The following is a 17,288-nucleotide window of genomic DNA, read 5'->3' as shown; positions in this document are numbered from 1 at the left end:
TAACAGTGCTGCCCAGGGCGGTGGTTGGCGTGCTTCAGTCGACCGATCGCGGGCCGGGTGACGTCCCCATGGCGCACAGTGCTTCGTACAGCGGGCGGTAGAGCAGCTTGACAAGTGCGGCGTCGGCGGGATCGGTGCGCGCGCCGTACCCGACGGTGCCGGTGTCCGTGTCGGTGTGCGCGAAGTACGGCGCCAGAACGTCCCGTAGCCTGACCAGCAGCCCGGGGTCGCCTGCGCGGCGTGGACGCCGGTTCTGGCCGGTGAAGGGCGCCTGTGCCTCGGCGAGTCGCGGTGCGAAGGCCGCGTCGACGAACACGACGCGGGCGGGTACGCCACCGCGGACGAGGCGCCCGATGACCTGCCAGATGGTGACGAGCTGGTCCCAGACGAAGGACTTCTTCTCGTCATCGGAGAGCGAGGAGTAGATGTAGGGCCGTGACAGTACGTGCCGCCACACGCCGCGTGCGGCGGTCCTGAAAGCACTGCCTGCCGCGTCCAGGTCCCCGGCCTGGGTGACCATGTCGCTGAACGTCCCTTCGTCCGGCAGCTTCAGTTGACCGCGTACGAACCGTGTCGCCCAGTCGTTGATGGCGAAGACCGCCAGGGAGAGGTCGTCGGGGCGGGGGTGCGGGCGGACCAGGAAGAACACCGTCCCGAACGCCGCCACCTTCTCCTCGCCGGGCCGTTGGGGGGCGGTGAGGATGTTGTGTCCTCGCTCCACGGCGAGGAGGGGCGCCACGAGCAGTTCGGCGTCCGGGTCGTCGGCGAAGGACGCGAGGTCCCCACGCCGGACCGCTCCTGCGCCCGATTCCGTGGCCGGCGCCTGGCTTCGTGCCGACGCAGTCCCGTTGACGGCGGCCTCTAGTTCGGCGTCGTCGGCGGCCAGGACGCGTACGCGGCCACGCCAGCGCGGGATCTCGTTCAGGGCGGTGGCGGCCACTTTGGCTTCCGCGTAGCTGCCCACCAGGAGCAGGGCACGTCTGCGGCGCTGGTCGGGGATTCGGGCGAGTTCGCTCTGGAGAGGGGAGGAGTTGCCGTCGCTCCGGGACCGGGCGAGCCGGTCGATCATCAGGCGCAGGACGTCCTCGCGCTGGTCGGGGTCCTGGCCGGAGAGCCGGATCGGCTGTCCTGCGGCGTCGTACAGGAACTCGGTGCGGAACACGGTCTTCCGGATGGCGTCGAGAGCCTTGGGCTGCGGTTTCAGTACGGCGCGGACAGGTGCGAGGACGTGGGCCCGGGTAGAGGTGCCGGCCCAACTGGTGCCGGACATCAACAGCACGTGTGGGCCGGCTTTGCCGAGGCCTGGGTCGGCGCCGAGCTGGGGAAGACCCAGGAGCAGTTCCCGGCCCACGCCCGCGCAACGGAAGAAGCGCAGGGTGCCGGTACGGTGTCCGTCCTTGTTGCGGGCGGCGGCCCGTTCGTCCACCAGGTATTGGAAGCCCAGGACGTTGCCCATGGGCGCTTCGGGCAGCAGTGGCGCGTAGTCGAGGGGCGGGCGGCGGGTCAGCTCGTGGGCCGCCGAGTCCAGCCGTAGCGCTGCCTCCACCTGAGGCCACAGGAACGTCACCCGGTCAAGGCGTTGGTGCAGGGCGGCGAGGACGAGGGTGAACTCCAGCCGCTGTGCGTTGAGTTCACGCCACTGCTCGGTGAGTGGCACGTCCTCGGGGGCAGGTTCCTTGCCTCGCTTGGCAGCGGGCATGGGGCGCTGTTCCGGGCCTGGCGCTCCGACGAGGAAGGAGTCGAGGAGCGCGCGGACTCGGCGTCGTGTCCGCTTCTCGTCGAGGGTGTGCAGGACGTCGTGGGCGAGGGCCGTGAGCTCGTCGGCGGGGGTTACGTAGGGGCCGCGTCCGCCGAGCGGATCGTCGCGGAACGTGTCGAAGAACCCGGTGATCTCGGTGCGTCGCTGCGCCCACGGAGCGTCGGGGATGTGGGAGTCGCCATCGGCCCCGAGCCCTTCCTCGTCCTCGTAGAGTGCGCTCTCGTCCTCGACATCCCCTTCGTTCGTGCTGTCCGGCCACCCGGCGGCCTGGCCTCGCGTCAGCGGGTACCAGGCTTGCAGCAGCTTCTCCTGGAGGGTCCAGGCGCTGAAGTAGTCGATCTGCGCCCAGTCCCGCAGGCCTCCGTCGTCGATGAGCATGGCGTACAGCCGGTCCGCGGCGGAACCAACGACGTCCAGGGCGGCGGACCACCGTTCCACGTCCTGGTCGGAGAGCTGCAGCCGTCCCTGCCGGGCGAGTTCGGCGATCTCGTGGGTCTGTAGCTGGTCAAGCCAGGAGTCGGAGACACCGGTGGTGACGAGCGTGGCCGACGGGGCGAACATTTGGTCGAGCTGCATCTGTACGCGGTCGGCCTCGTCGACGACGACGATGTCGCTGCGCAGGCAGGCCAGCTCCAGATAGCGCAGGCGCTCGGCGTTGAGCTGACGCGGAACCGCGGTCTGGACGAGACTGGCCGGGTTGGCTACCCAGATCAGCGCGTCCACGAGGTCACGGGCGGCGGAGTGCCGGGGGCAGACGCTCCACAGTGGGCAGGCGTGCGGGGTGCCCAGGTCCTCCTCGTCGGTGTCGGTGTCGTCCGTGGCGGCCTCCCTGTTGCCGGCGCCTCGGGCTCGTTCGAGCTCGCGTACCGCGCGCTCGGCCGGGGGCTCCTCGGCGGTCTCCTGGCGCCGAGCGGGGTGAAGGGCACCGCAGGGCGCGTCGGTGTAGCGCAGGGGCTCGGACGTGTCGAGTGCGCGCAGGGCGTCCAGCGGGCAGGCGGTGCTGAGGTGGGCGAAGACGGGTCCGGTGTGAGCCAGTAGGGAGTGTTCTCCCCGTGCGGCGAGTCTGCGGTGCAGCCGCTGGGTGTGCTGGGGCCGCGTCGTTCCCCCCTGCACCAGGGCGGCGCTCAGGCCGAGTGTGCGGAACAGCTCGGTCAGCGTCAGCTGTTCGGCCACGTCGCCGACGACGAGAGTGATGCGCAGGCCGTTGTGGTACGCCCAGACGGCGAGCAGGGTCATCAAGGTCGATTTACCGGCGCCGACCATGCCGACGAGGTGGGTGAGCCGGTCGAGCGGCAGCGCGGACGCCGCTTCGAAGTCTGTCCCGTCCGGGGTACGGGTGTCGAGGTCGAGTTGGGTGAGACGCTGCTCCCAGTTCCCCGCCTTGAGCCCGCGCCGCTGCTCCTCAGCGTCCATCCACCGTGCGACGTAGGCGAGTTCGTCGAGTGGCACGTCGAGGGGGCCTGCGGTGGCCGGGCGTTCGGCGGTGAGGGGGTGGCCGGTGAAGGGGTCCCGCACGAGATCGGCGGGGATCGTGACGGAAGTGCGCCGGTGGCGGCGGTCCATGAAGCGGTGTTCGCCCGCCTCCGCCGGGGGAAGTGCATTCGTGGCGAAGCCGGGGAGGTTCGCGAGCGCGTCGTCGTAGGTGGTGAAGCGGTCGGCCGCCACCTTGAGGGGGACACGATGGGCGGGCTCCCCGGCCGCCGGGACGCGGTACGCGCGCAGACGTTCGGGCAGTTCCAGGTAGGCGTCCAGGCTCTGCTGCCACATCCGGCCGCGGCGCATCGGCCAGAGCAGGTGCCGGGCCGCGGCCAGCGCGACCTGTTCGGTGGTGCCAGTGGGGAGCTTCGAGGCCCGTGCGAAGGCGAGGCCGTAGCCGCCGAGGAGCGTCCACGCCCCGTCGGCAGCGTGACCGGGCGCCACGGTCTCCATCAGCCGCAGAGCAAGCTCGACCTGGCAGAGCAGAGCGGGCCGGGTCCCGGCGTGTTCTTCGGGCCAAGGCCTCAGCGCGGCGACGACCGGCTGGTACCAGCTGCTGCGGTCACGCATGGTCTGCTCCCGTCATCCCGGCGCCGTCGGTCGCCGCGGTCTGGTTTCCGGACCGGGACGACGCTGTGTGTGCCACACCGTGCTCCCTGGCACGGGGCACGGTGTGCAGAGGTGCGATGGACGCGTCCGGCCCGCGTTCGCCGGACAGCCGCAGCCGCGCGGTCCGTTTCAACTGGTCGTCCGTCAGCAGCCGCAGACCGCCCGCCCCCGCGCCCCGCTCCTTGGCGTACATGGCCAGGTAGTCACGGCGGGTACGCACCCGGAATGCGGGCACCACCCAACAGGCTTCGTCGTACGGGGGCTCGGGGCGGACGGTGGTGGCGGCGCGTCCGAGGAAGGCGGGGTGTGCCCAGTCCTTGACGTCGACGGCCCACACGTGACCGTCGGGGAAAGTGATGCGAAGGTCGTACGCGTCGAAGCCGGGCCACATCTCGACGGTGAGGCCCAGGGCGCGTAGCTCGCCCTCCAGAAAGACCTCGGCGCGTCCGGGCCCGGTGACGAACTGCCGCAGGGGTTTCCGCAGTTGACGCAGCTCGCCCACCTCGGACGCGACGAGTTCCCGGCCGTGCGGTGGGGGACCTTGGTGCCGGCACTGGTCGCGCTCGCACCACCACTCGGTGTCGGACACCGGATGGAGCAGGGTCAGGCAGCGATGACAGCACAGGTACGCGCCGTCCCGGCGGAACCCGAGCGGGACGGGGGCATAGATCTCCTCGACGAGGAAGCGCACGGGGTCGAGGAAGAGGTCGGTGCTCACCTCAGCCCAGTCCGCCTCGGTGAGGACGGGCTGGTTCACGAGGAGGCGACGGAAGGCCGTGTACGACTCGGGTGACGACACGGCCCGGCAGGCGCGCAGGGCCTCGTGGATCACCAGGCGGTCGTACTGCCGTCCGGTGCTGTCGCCGTACCCCTGCACGGCGAGCTCGTGGCAAAGCTGCGAGGGCTCTCCGGAATCCTCGTCGATCAGCCTGTCCGTGGTGTCGAACAGGTCGGTGGGCAGTCGGTCCAAGGGCCAGCTGCCCAAGGGGCGGGCGCGGGCCCAGCGCATCATCTCGGGCACCCCGGCCGGGGGCTTGGCGCCGTTGCGCAGGCACTGGAGTACCAGGGCATCCAGGGCCCGCTGCGCGCCGGCCGGGTAGGGCAGAGCGAAGGAGTCGAGGCGGTCGACGGCCGCCAGGTGCAGTACGGCGGTGGCCACGTCCCGCAGGAGGACGACATCGGGGTTGGACAGCCAGTCCGGTACGAGCTGTTGGTCAGGCATGGGGCGTGGCGTCTCCTTGGGGCGAGGTCTGCGTGTCGGGGCTCGGCGGGCGCGGATGGTCGGTGACGTAGGCGGTGCCGGGCCGACACCAGGTCCGGGCCTGACAGCCATGGCAGTGGCGTCCGGTCCTCGGTTCGTAGGCGGTGTCGTCCAGGAGCGGCTGGGCGAGTCCGGCGATGACGGCCCGGGCTTCGTCGACGTTCTCGGCGCGGCCGGGGTCGATGGGTTCGAGTCGACTCTCCCCGTGGCCTTCACGTAGGTGCTCCAGCTCGACCCAGGAGCGGCGCGGGTCGTCGCCGAGCGCACCCGCGTGGAACAGCAGCACGCCCAGGGCGAGTTGGGGATAGGTGTGGAGCAGGGAGTCGCGTTCCCACAGCGGGCGGGTCGACGTCTTGGTCTCGCGCCAGATCCACCGGCCGCGGTGGGTGTAGACCAGGTCGGGTACGGCGAGGACGACGATGTCGAGTTCGGGCACGTAGGCCGTGACCCGATGCTGTACGAGCACCTGCTCGTCGGCGTCAAGTCCGTTGAGAGGGCACAGGAGCCGGTGTTCCGCGAGCATCCCGGCAGCCTCGCGTGCGGAGGTGTCGTCGAGTCCGGCCCTTGCCCGTACCGCCGTCGGCTCGGGGATCTCGCGGTCCCGGCAGCCGCGCACCGGGCGTTCGGCGTGCTCTGCGTCGAGCCAGGCGTCGACGGCTCTGCCGCGCCGTGCCCCCCGATCCTCGGCCGAGAGGTCGTTGAGGTGCAGTCGCCGCACCAGGTGGTACTGGGCGGGGCACTCGGCATGCAGCCGCAGGTCCCAGACGGAGACGGAGCGGCGTTGGCGTGCGACAGCCGGAGGGCGCCCGCCCCACAGCCGCGGGGTGCGTTTCAGATCCGTGCAGCCGGCGATCGACTTGCAGTCGACACAGCTCTCCCCGGGCTGCATGCCGAGTTCCGTGGCAGCCGTGACGAAGGCAGGCACAGCGTCGTCCCTGAACCGCTGCCTCGCCTCGGCGGGGCTTTCGGAGAGCAGCTCCTCCACGGACCCGTCGGCGCACCCGACGTCGAAGACACGGACCAATCGGGGCAAGCTGGTGCTCTCGGTCGCGGTGGGCGGAGGCTGGGCGCGTTGCTTGCGGCGAGGTGTGGGCGCGCCGAAGGCCATCACCTGTGCCACGGCACCGAGTTCCGCGTCGGGGCGGCCGGTCTTGGCCCGGCCCATGGAGGGCAGCCACAGGTCGCGCACCCTTCCGTCGGAGGAGGCGTACATGCGGCCCCAGAGTGTGTGCTCGTACTGCCGGGCGCCACGCGCGTCGGGAGCGTCCGTGCGGGAAGTGCGCCACGTCCATGGCTGCTTCACCGGCTTGGTCTCAGGCAGCCCGGCCTCGACGGCGGCTGCCTGTTCGCGGGTACGGGCGCCCACGTACCGTTCCAGGGCGTACGCGGTCCAGGCCAGGTGGGCGGGGTGGACCGGGGCGCCCCATCCCCGGAAGGGGCCGCGGGTGCCCCGGAGTTCCTCGCGTACCCGCTCCACGGACCATCCGTCGTGTTCCATAAGGTCGAGGGCGGTGAACAGCGGGCCGAACCCGAACTCCTCGCGGGGTGGCCGCCGGAACGGCACGGCCGGGTCGGCGACGAGCAGGGGCCGCATTGCGGTGCGTCGGTGGGTGGGACAGGCCGCGTCGTCGGGCCGGGCCATCCGGGGGCTCGCCCTGATCAACCAGTCGTGGCCGGCGACACCGGGTGGGTTCTGCATGGTGACCCCCGTGGCAGGCGGTATGGGCAGGAGGGTGCCCAGAGCAACGGGAGTCCGAGGACGTCCGGGCACCACTTGAGCATGGCACAAAGTTGTGAACTGAGTCCATGGACGGCTCGCGTTCAGAGTCTTTCACGCTACGCTGGTGGGTCTGATGCGCAGCGGTGCGAAGGGGCACGGTGGTGGACGCGGATACGTACAAGCCCGGCGTGGGTGACCTGGTCGACGGGCGCTACGAGTTGAAGGACTCTCTGGGCAAGGGCGGGATGGCCCAGGTCTGGCGGGCCCGAGAGGTGTCCGGGGGGCGGGAGGTCGCGGTGAAGTTCCTGCGCCACGACTCCGAGGCCCTGTACTGCCTCGACCCGTACGAGCGAGATGCCGAACTCGCCGTCAGGAACGCCCGGTTCCGGCGCGAGGCCAACCTCCTGGGCACGCTCGACCACCCGGGAATCACCGAACTGTACGGGAGCGGATCGCACCGGGGCGTCCCCTACATCGCCATGCGCCTGGTGACCGGAGTGAGTCTGCGGACCTTCCTCGACGAGCACAGCCCCCTGCCTCTGGCCACGGCGGTTGCCGTCGCCATCCAGGTGGCAGGGGCGTTGGCCTGCGCACACACGCTGCCGGTCGTACACCGGGACCTCAAGCCCGCGAACATCATGATCGATGAAGAGGGGTGGGTCGTCCTCATCGACTTCGGCATCGCCAAGCCGCTGCACGCCGACGCCACCCGTTACACGGCGCACGGTTCGACGCTTGGCACCCGCGGTTATCTGGCGCCGGAGCAGCTCCTGGAGCGCGAGCCCACCACGCGCACGGATGTCTACTGCTTCGGCTGCATCTTCTACGAACTCCTCACCGGGCGGCCCCCGTTCCCGCTCGGCGCGGAGTCCGGCCTGACCGACAAGCACCTCAACGAGGAGCCGCTGCCACCGAGCACGTACGCCGCGGGCATCCCGGAGCCGATCGACGATCTGGTGCTGCGGATGCTCGCCAAGAAGCCCGAGCAGCGCCCCGCCGTTGACGAGGTCCCGGAGGTCCTCGACCCGTTCGCCCCGGGGGTCGGCGATCCCGAGCCTCGGCCCCGCACCCGCCCCGACCCCACCGCCCCCATGCGTCGGCCGCGGGACCGGGCTGTTGGTCCGCGCCCGGTTGGTCTCACGCTGCCTGTCGCGTCCGCACCGGCCGTTGAGTGGCTGGACGCCCGTGTGGTGGAACAGCTCTGCGTGCAGGCCGAGTCAGAGATCGCGTCCGGTGAGCCGGGCGACGCGACCGACCGGCTGCACGGTCTGACAGAACGGGTCCGCAAGGAGTGGGGTGAGCGGCGCCCTCTGGTGCGTCGCGTGTGGCAGGGGGCTGCGGACGGATTCCGCCTCTCCGGCAACTTCGGCGCTGCGGCCCGCCTCTACCAGGCCGTCGACAACGATCTCATTCACGGGGACGGCCCGGCCGAGCGGGCCGATCGCGCGCTGATCCGGCTGCGCACGGCCGAGTGCCGGCTCACGTTCGGGGAACTGGAGGCGGCCATCGCGGCGGTTGACACGGCGGGCCGCACCGCCGCCGGACTGCCACCGGAACTCGCGGCTCGTGTCGAGGCCGTACGCCACGCGGTCGACGCCCAGCTCACGGCCCGTCTGGCCGAACCCAGACGCGGGGAGGCGTGACGGCCAGCCGGTGCGGGCGAGCCGATGTGCTACGCCTGGTTGGCCAGGTGTCCGGCCGCCAGTTCGTCGCCAAGGTCGCGGGCAAGGCTGGTGCCGAGGTCGGCCGCGCGGCGCAACAGCCGTTCGAAGGCGATGAGTTCGCGGAACGCCTCTCCGTAGCGCCGTTGTTCTCCGAGGGGAACCTGGCGGATCTGAAGACGGCGGACGTCGATGCGGGAGGAGTTCGTGGTGTGGGTTCCGGCCTGCCGGGCATTGGCGGGAGCCCGCAGTGAACCGGCGAGGAACCAGGCGTCCAGCTGTTCGGGCTGTACCCGCACAGCATGCAGTTGTGGGCCGAGGGCGGTCGGCGGCCCCTCGTGGACCCAGGCCGAGAAGGCACGGGCGACGCCCACCACCACGATGTCCCCGGGGTCGGCGATCACGGCCTCGCCGGCCGCCGCGGTGCCGGGAGCGAGCCAGCTGCGGGGTTCGCCGTCCACCAGAAGATCGGGGACGGTGAGGAGGGGGATGCCGTCGTCGGACGGCGGGCCGGCGTGGATCGATTCCTCCGGCGGTTGCTGGCCGCCGCGCAGGGTGAGCGCCCCGGCCCGGGCGAGCTCGGCGACTGTGGTTGCCGTCGGTGTGTCCGCCTCGGCCGTGGCGAGGTCGAGCGCCGCGAGCAGCCTGGCCGACTTGTTCACGTTCGCGGTGAGCCCGGTGAACTCCCGCCAGGATTCGGCCAGTCGGGGGGCCGTGTCCGCCGGGTGCGGGGCAATGTGGCGTCCAGGGGTCAGGTCGACCTCGTCGTTGAGGAGTTCGATGACGGGCACCTGTCGTACACAGGCAGGGGCCTGTGGGGAGTCCGCCTCTTCGACGGCCTCGCGCACGAAAGCGCTGATCGCCGCCCAGTCGGGGGTCCACTTCTCCTCCGCGTCTCGGGGGAACCGCGAGGCCGCGTCGGCGACCAGCAGCCGATCGCCCACCGGTGTGCCTTCCCCGTGGACGGGCATCCGCAGCACCCACAGGTGGAGGGAGACGCTGTGCGGTGCGGCGCAGCCCGGTGGCAACGCTACGACGGCCCGCAGTTGCCCGGTGCGCAGCAGCGAGCCGCGGATGCGGCGGCCGGCCTTCCTGGCCGCGACGGCGGGCGGCAGCAACAGTACCGCGGCGCCGCCGGGCCGCAGCTGGGCCAGGCAGTGCTGGACCCAGGCGAGTTCGGGTTCGGTGCGAGGGGGAAGGCCGTGGCTCCAGCGTGCGTCGGTGGCCAACTCCTCGTATCCCCAGTCCCGTTCGTTGAAGGGCGGGTTGCACAGGACGATGTCGGCGGGGGTGCCGTAGAACGGGTCGTCGCGCAGGGAGTCCGCAGCCCGTACGGAGACCTGCGCCCACTCCTTCTCCCTGTGGCCCTCTCTCTCGGCGAGGGCCATGCGGGAGTCCGCCAGCAAGGCGAGGACGGCGTCCCGGTCACTGCCGAGCAGTGTGAGTGCCTCGGCGCCGGATGCCCTCGCGGCGTCGGCCCCGGCCAGGAGGAGATGCCCTGGGCCGCAAGCAGGGTCCATGACCGTGATGCCGCCGGAGCTGCCCGGACTGTCGCCCGCCACGCCGTTGGCCGCCCTGAGGGCGATTTCTGCCATGAGGGATGCCAGCGGTTCCGGGGTCGTGGCGATCTGGCGCACATGGACGTCGAGCCAGCGGCGCAGCAGAAACGCGAACGTTTCCGTGCCCCCTTCACGCTGTCCGAGATCCACGGCCCGTTCGATCAGCTCCCGTGTCTCGGCACGGATCTCTTCGCCTTCGTCGCTCGCCCGCCCGGCGAGGAGCCGTCCTACCTCGGCGATTGCGGCCCCGGTCTCGTCACGCCCGCCGAGCGCCTCGAAACCGGGCCAGAGCCATTCCCTCTCGGCGGACTTCTTCAACTTCTTGTTGTCGCGCAGCCAGCCCTCGATGTCGGTCAAGGAGAACTGAGGGTTGGTGTCGGTGCCGGCGATCCGCTCGGGGAAGGACGGATGCCGCCGCCGCCAGTTGCTCACCGCGGCTCGTCCCACACCCGCAAGGCGGGCGATTTCGGCCAGGGTCACCGGTACGGCACGCGACGTGGACATCTACACTCCCAGGGCATTTCTGGTGGAGGGAGGACTTTCCCCTCGGTCATGGGTGTGTGATCAAGTCACCCTTCCTCCGAACTGCATCGGTCAGCGTACATGACCATTGACTTTGTTCACAGATACGTCAGTGCGGTTTTGGGGCGTACGTCGCGTTCCGGTCGGCGAGGCGCGCGGGTCAGCGCGACGGCCGGCCGTTCCGCCCGGACGCCGCCCCCGTCCGCCCGGGTCGGCCGCTCCGCCCCGATGTTGCCCATGCCCTCACCGGCCGGGCCTCGGGTCCCATTGGGTGGGTGAAGGGTCGCAGCGGGTCCACTTCGGCCCACGGGAGGAGTGCCTGTTCGGGGGTGCGGCGCTCGGGCAGCCACACGGCGAGGCGCCGCCACACCTCGCCGGCGTGGGCGGGTCGCTCGTCGGGGTCCTTGGCCAGTAACTGGAGCACCAGGTCCTCCAGTTCGGAGGGGATGCCCGCGCGGAGCCTTCCGGGCGGTACGGGCGGCTGCTCAAGGATCATGCCGGGCAGCATCAGTTCGGACTCGTGCGTGAAGACCGGCTCGCCCGTCAGCATCGCGTACAGCAGGCAGCCCAGGGCGTACAGATCGGTGCGGGGGTCGACCGGCTTGCCCCGCACCTGTTCCGGCGCCATGCATTCCAGGCTGCCAGGGCGCTCACCGGTCGTGGTGAGGCCTGTCGTGTCCGGGTCGAGGAAGGCGGCGACGCCGAAGTCCAGGACCTTGACCACGCCGTCCGTGCGGATCACGACGTTGCTGCCCTTGAGGTCGCGGTGCACGACGTCGCGGGCGTGCACTGAACCCAGGACCGAGGCGATCTGGACGCCGATCGACGCGGTCTCCTCGATGGAGAGCGGGCCCTCCTCGACGATCCGGTCGTCGAGCGGGGGCCCGATCACGTACTGCATGACGAGAAAGCGGGTGCCGTTCTCCTCGCCGAGGTCGTAGACGGTGGCGAGGCCCGCGTGGTCGAGTCGCGCGACGGCCTGCGCCTCCCGGCGGAACCTTTCGGCGTCGCGTGCGCGCTGCTCCTCGGTGAGTCCCGGATCGACGTTCATGGTCTTCAGCGCCACGTCGCGGCCCAGGTTCTCGTCGTGGGCGAGCCAGACGACTCCCATGCCGCCCCGGCCGATGAGGCGCTTGATCCGGTAGCGACCGGCGATCAGTGTTCCGGTTTCCATTTGCGCTGCGGCCCGTCCCCTCCGTGCCCTGCCGCGCCCTGCCCGGGCTGGTGTCAGGGAGAGTGTGACACGGTGGTGCTCCGAATGCCGCCCGCGCGACGCTTTATTCGTTGACTAAGTTCACATGCTCTTGCTCTAATGGAGTGAAGGCGGGGCGGTTCGTCCCGTGCGCCTCACCCGCTACGGTGATGCGTGGATTACGTCGGGAGCTAGTGAGGATCACGTGGACGTCTTCGATGTGCACCGTCGGCTCATCCGGGACTACAAGGAATACACGTCCGGATCGGTGGTGATCGACGACCCGCGGATCGGCGAGAAGGTGTCCAAGTCCCTTGCCGACGGCGACCAGTGGCCCGACCCCTGGCTCTCGCTCAACCCGAGCTTCGCGAGCGGCGGCACCGTCGACCACCTCGCCGACGACCTCGGCCTCCTCCACCCCGAGTGCAAGCGGATCTTCCGTACCGGCAAGGACAAGCGGGGTGCGACGATCCGTCCCATCCGCTTCCACCGGCACCAGCGCGACGCCATCGAGGCCGCCGACTCGAAGGACTCGTACGTCCTGACGACCGGCACCGGCTCCGGAAAGAGCCTCGGCTACATCGTGCCCATCGTCAGCCGGATCCTGAGCGAGAAGCGGCCCGGAGACCCCCCGAGCATCAAGGCGATCATCGTTTACCCGATGAACGCGCTGGCCAACAGCCAGCGGGGCGAGCTGAGGAAGTTCCTCACCGCCGGATACGGCGAGGGCAACGAGCCCGTCACGTACGCCCGTTACACCGGCCAGGAGAAGCAGTCCGAGAAGGACGCGGTCCTCGACACCCCCCCGGACATCCTGCTCACCAACTACGTGATGCTGGAGCTGATGCTCACCCGCCCCGAGGAGCGCAAGCGTCTCATCGGCCGGGCCAAGGGCCTGCGCTTCCTCGTCCTGGACGAACTGCACACCTACCGCGGCCGTCAGGGCGCCGACGTCGCCCTGCTGGTCCGGCGCGTGCGCGAGGCCTGCGAGTCGCCCGCCCTGCAGTGCGTCGGCACCTCCGCCACCATGTCCACCAAGGGCACCCCCGCCGCCCGCCGCCGTGAGGTCGCCGAGGTCGCCTCCACCCTGTTCGACACGGAGATCTCCCCAGACCGGGTGGTGGGCGAGACCCTGGTCCGCGCGACCGGCGACACGACCCCCACACGTGCCGAACTCGCCGCCCGCGTAAGGGAGAACAACCCTCCGCTGGAGTACGACGCACTCAAGGCCGACCCGCTGGCCCGTTGGGTTGAGACCGCCTTCGGCCTCACCGAGACCACCGACGATGACGGCACCCGCTTGCTGGTGCGCGCCAAGCCCACCACCGTGGAGCTCGCCGCGCGCGTCCTACGCGAGGACGCCTTCGACATCCCGCGCGACGCCCCCGAGGACGAGCCGTACACCGCCTGCGCCAAGGCCATCCGGTCCACCCTCCGGGCCGGCACACAGGTCCGCGACGCCGACGACCGCGCGCTGTTCGCGTTCCGCCTCCACCAGTTCCTCTCCAAGGGCGGCTCGGCATACGTCTCCCTGGAGCCGGCGGACAGCCGCCACATCACCCGCACCTACCAGCAGCGGGTGCCCGGAGAGCCGGAGAAGCTCCTGCTGCCGCTGTCCTTCTGCCGCGAGTGCGGCCAGGAGTACCTCACCGTGGCCCGCGAGCAGAGCGACGACGGCACGGTCGCCTTCCGCACCCGTGAGGACGCGGACGACGAGCAGGGCTACCTCTACCTCTCGGCCACCAACCCGTGGCCCGAGCGTGTCACGGACGCGATCGACCAGCGCCGCTTCCCCGACAGCTGGCTCACCCTCGACCCCAAGAAGGGCACGCCCGTCCTCACCCCGAGCCGCAAGAAGCGCGCCCCGCAGCCCGTGTGGGTGAGGCCCGACGGCACGGCGGTGAACAAGGACGGGGACGGCCTGTACGCCGCCTACGTGCCCGCCCCGTTCCTGTTCTGCCTGGAGTGCGGCGTCAGCTACGAGCAGGTCAAGGAGCGCGACTTCGCCAAGCTGATGACGCTCGACCAGGAGGGCCGTTCCACCGCCACCTCGGTCGTCAGCGCTTCCATCGTCCGCCACCTCAAGAGTCTGCCCGCGGACGAACTCGGCGAGGACGCACGCAAGTTGCTCACCTTCGTCGACAACAGGCAGGATGCCAGCCTGCAGGCAGGGCACTTCAACGACTTCGTCATGGTCACCCAGCTGCGCGGCGCCCTCTACCGCGCCATGCTGAAGGCGGGAGAGGCGGGCCTGCGCTGGAAGCGGCTGGGCGAAGAGGTCGTGGCCGCCATGGGGCTGGCCCGTCACGAGTACGCCAACAACCCCACCGAGGTGGAGGCGCTCGCCGAGGAGACGCTGAACGCGCTGGCCCAGGTGGCCGAGTACCGGCTCTTCCTCGACCTGGAGCGCGGCTGGCGGATCACCATGCCCAACCTGGAGCAGACCGGTCTGCTGGGCCTGGAGTACGCGGGGCTCGACCAGATCGCCCAGGACGAAGAGCGCTGGCAGCGCGCCGCCGGGCCGCTGCGCACCGCGACCCCTGCCACCCGGCTCGACCTGGCCCGCGTCCTCATGGACGAGCTGCGCCGCCAGCGCGCCGTGGACACCCCGTACTTCACCGAGGGCAAGTTCAACGAACTGCGCAAGGAGTCCGCCAAGCTCAACGACGCATGGGCCATCGCCGAGACCGAGTCCGCGCCCCCCGCGCCCGGCGTCGCGGTGGCCCGCCCCGGCCGGCCTGGTCGCTCCGGGCGCACCCGCAGCGAGCTGAACCTCACCGGCCGCACCGCCTTCGGCCGCCACGTCCGCAAGCCGGAGACCTTCCCGGACTGGAGCCACGACCTCTCCCTCGACGACGCCCAGAAGGTGATCCGCGACCTGCTGGAGGTCCTCGCCGACGGCGGTGTCCTGAGCCGGATCACCCAGGGCCGGGGCGAGGACCCCGGCTACCAGATCCACCACCCGGTGATCCGCTGGCACGCCCGCGACGACGAGCACGGCGCGGTGGACCGGCTGCGCCGCACCTACCGCACCGGCCGGGGCCCCCGAGTCAACGCCTTCTTCAAGGGTCTCTACAAGGAGGTCGCGTCCACCTTCGCCGGACTGCACGCCGCAGAGCACACCGCCCAGGTCCACCCCGACGTCCGCGAGGAGCGGGAGAAGCTGTTCAGCAAGGGGCTGCCGCTGCCCCTGCTGTACTGCTCGCCCACGATGGAGCTCGGCGTCGACATCGCCAGCCTCAACGCCGTCAACCTCCGCAACGTCCCGCCGACCCCCGCGAACTACGCCCAGCGCTCGGGCCGCGCGGGCCGCTCGGGCCAGCCCGCGCTGGTCACCACGTACTGCGCGACCGGCAACAGCCACGACCAGTACTACTTCACCCGCTCCGACCAGATGGTTGCGGGCACCGTCGCCGCGCCACGCCTCGACCTGGCCAACGAGGACCTGCTCGCCTCGCACGTGCACGCCATCTGGCTCGCCGAGACCCGCCTGGAACTCGGCCGCACCATGACCAAGATCCTCGACACCGACGGCAAGACCCCCTCGCTGGAGCTGCTGCCCGAGGTGCGGGAGCAGATCGGCGGACCGGCCGCCCAGCAGCGCGCCCTCGTGCGGGCCCGCACCGTCCTCGCGGGCTGCGTCGACGCCCTGCGCGAGACGTCATGGTGGCACGAGCAGTGGCTGGAGGACACCGTCGCCAAGGCCCCCGGGCGTTTCGACGAGAAGTGCGGACGATGGCGGAACCTCTACCGCAAGGCCCTGGAGGAGCGGGAGATCCAGCACGACAACATCCGCAACCGCACGGCGACTGGCCGTTCCCAGGCCCAGGCCGTCCGCCGCCGCGCCCAGGCGGAGAACCAGATCGCCCTCCTGGAGAACAGGCAGGGAGGTGAGCGCACGGTGCTGTCCGACTTCTATCCGTACCGCTACTTCGCCTCCGAGGGCTTCCTGCCCGGCTATTCTTTCCCCCGGCTGCCGCTCGCCGCGTACATCCCCGGCACCGGCCGCACCAGCCGCGGCTACGACGGCGACTACCTCCAGCGGTCCCGGTTCATCGCGATCCGCGAGTTCGGGCCGGGCGCGCTGATCTACCACGAGGGCAGCAGGTTCAAGGTGGACCGGGTGCAGCTGCCCCCGGACACCAGCGGCGAACTGACCACCGAGAGCGCCAAGGTGTGCCAGGGCTGCGGCTATCTGTCCCCCGAGGAGCGGCGCGAGGACACCTGCCTGGGCTGCGGCAGCTCGTACGGCGACCCCCGCACCGGGCTGCTGCACCTGCACACCGTCTTCACCCACCGTCGCGACCGGATCTCCTCCGACGAGGAGGAGCGCCAGCGCACGGGCTACGCGGTGGAGATCTCCTACCGTTTCAAGCAGCACGAGGACGGCCGGGATGGTTCGCTGCGCGCCGAGGCGAAGGCCGCGGCCGGCCGCCTCCTCGCCGAACTGGTCTACGGCGACAGCGCCACCGTCCGGCTCACCAACCTGGGCTACCGCCGCTCGGTCGCCAAGGGCGACATCGGCTTCTGGCTCGACCCGGTCACCGGCCAGTGGCTGGCCGGCTCCACCGGCAGGCCGAGCACGAGCGCGCCCGGCCGGGAGACCCCGGTGGAGGACGAGGGCCTCGCCGACGCGGAGAAGGTCGTGCGCAAGATCCCCGTCATCCCGTACGTCCAGGACACCCGCAACATCCTCGTCCTCAAGCTCGCGGCCCCCGTCGACAAGGACACCGCGATCACCCTCCAGTACGCGCTGGAGCGGGGCATCGAGGCCGAGTTCCAGCTGGAGGACTCCGAGCTGGACACCGAGGAGCTGCCGCCGCACGACGGGCCCCGCGAGCGGCTGCTGTTCATCGAGAGCGCCGAGGGCGGCGCGGGCGTCCTGCGCCGCCTCCAGGCCGAGCCCGACGCGCTCGCCCGCGCCGCCCGCCGGGCCCTGGAGATCGCGCACTTCGACCAGGTCGGGCGCGACCGGGGAGCCGAGAAGCGCAACGGAGACCCGTGCGAGAAGGGCTGCTACGACTGTCTGCTCTCCTTCGGCAACCAGCGCCACCACCGGATGATCGACCGCCACCTGGTGAAGCAGCTGCTGATGGACTTCGCGGGCGGCGAAGTCGGCTCCAGCCACGCGGGCCGCACCCGCGACGAGCAGGCCGCCGCGCTCATCGAGGGCGCCGACTCCTCCCTGGAGGAGCGGTTCGTCGCCTACCTCAGGACTCACGGCCACCGCCTGCCCGACCACCAGCAGGTCAGGCTGAGCGCGGCCCTGTCCAAGCCGGACTTCGTCTACGACACCTCCTTCGGCCCCGTCGCGGTCTTCGTCGACGGCCCGCACCACGACCACGCGGAGACGACGCTGCGCGACGAGGAGGCCGCCGAGCGGCTGAAGGAGATCGGCTGGGAGGTCATCCGCATCCGCTACGACGACGACTGGTCGAAGGCCGTCGCCGACTACCCTTCTGTGTTCGGCGAAGCACGCCGCTGACCTCGGGGACGGGGGCGCGCCCTAACGTCCCGCCCCGTCCCATG

The 17,288-nt window shown here is 70.9% G+C and carries 7 protein-coding genes; 2 read left to right on the top strand and 5 right to left on the bottom strand.

Translation table 11 applies throughout. The features are described from left to right. Nucleotides 1-34: 34 nt before the first annotated feature. The 3 genes from CRP49_RS44370 to CRP49_RS44360 are packed head-to-tail and all read right to left on the bottom strand — an operon-like array spanning nt 35 to nt 6,804. Nucleotides 35-3,805, bottom strand: a complete 3,771-nt coding sequence (locus tag CRP49_RS44370) for a hypothetical protein (RefSeq protein WP_097258990.1) — start codon at nt 3,803-3,805, stop codon at nt 35-37. After that, nucleotides 3,798-5,066, bottom strand: coding sequence for an HU-CCDC81 and SPOR domain-containing protein (locus CRP49_RS44365; protein WP_097258989.1), 1,269 nt, complete (start codon nt 5,064-5,066; stop codon nt 3,798-3,800). Before CRP49_RS44365 ends, CRP49_RS44370 begins: the two co-directional genes overlap by 8 nt. Then, a complete protein-coding gene (locus CRP49_RS44360) occupies nt 5,059-6,804 on the bottom strand; it encodes a PD-(D/E)XK nuclease family protein (protein WP_257033839.1) in 1,746 nt (581 codons plus the stop codon). The genes CRP49_RS44365 and CRP49_RS44360 overlap by 8 nt, the downstream gene beginning before the upstream one ends. Nucleotides 6,805-6,986: 182 nt before the next feature. Here CRP49_RS44360 and CRP49_RS44355 point away from each other — a divergent pair, with 182 nt between their 5' ends. Beyond that, on the top strand, nt 6,987-8,468 hold the full coding sequence (locus CRP49_RS44355; RefSeq protein WP_097258987.1) for a serine/threonine-protein kinase: 1,482 nt from the start codon (nt 6,987-6,989) through the stop codon (nt 8,466-8,468). Nucleotides 8,469-8,497: 29 nt separating this feature from the next. On the opposite strand, the gene CRP49_RS44350 is transcribed toward CRP49_RS44355, so the two are convergent. Next, entirely contained in the window at nt 8,498-10,549 is a 2,052-nt protein-coding gene (locus CRP49_RS44350; RefSeq protein ID WP_097258986.1) for an N-6 DNA methylase, read from the bottom strand. A 178-nt stretch (nt 10,550-10,727) separates the two neighbouring features. Beyond that, on the bottom strand, nt 10,728-11,741 hold the full coding sequence (locus CRP49_RS44345) for a serine/threonine-protein kinase (protein WP_097258985.1): 1,014 nt from the start codon (nt 11,739-11,741) through the stop codon (nt 10,728-10,730). 223 nt (nt 11,742-11,964) lie between these two features. On the opposite strand from CRP49_RS44345, the gene CRP49_RS49005 reads away from it, so the two are divergent. After that, on the top strand, nt 11,965-17,244 hold the full coding sequence (locus CRP49_RS49005; RefSeq protein ID WP_097258984.1) for a DEAD/DEAH box helicase: 5,280 nt from the start codon (nt 11,965-11,967) through the stop codon (nt 17,242-17,244). Nucleotides 17,245-17,288: the final 44 nt, after the last annotated feature.

It is taken from the genome of Streptomyces sp. Ag109_G2-15 (assembly GCF_900215565.1).
Taxonomy (GTDB): domain Bacteria; phylum Actinomycetota; class Actinomycetes; order Streptomycetales; family Streptomycetaceae; genus Streptomyces; species Streptomyces diastatochromogenes.
This window is presented reverse-complemented; position numbering and strand designations above follow the sequence as displayed.

Coding starts and splice junctions, on each gene's coding strand:
- CRP49_RS44370 (WP_097258990.1), bottom strand. CDS start 3,805: ATGCGTGACCGCAGCAGCTGGTACCAGCCGGTCGTCGCCGCGCTGAGG.
- CRP49_RS44365 (WP_097258989.1), bottom strand. CDS start 5,066: ATGCCTGACCAACAGCTCGTACCGGACTGGCTGTCCAACCCCGATGTC.
- CRP49_RS44360 (WP_257033839.1), bottom strand. CDS start 6,804: ATGCAGAACCCACCCGGTGTCGCCGGCCACGACTGGTTGATCAGGGCG.
- CRP49_RS44350 (WP_097258986.1), bottom strand. CDS start 10,549: ATGTCCACGTCGCGTGCCGTACCGGTGACCCTGGCCGAAATCGCCCGC.
- CRP49_RS44345 (WP_097258985.1), bottom strand. CDS start 11,741: ATGGAAACCGGAACACTGATCGCCGGTCGCTACCGGATCAAGCGCCTC.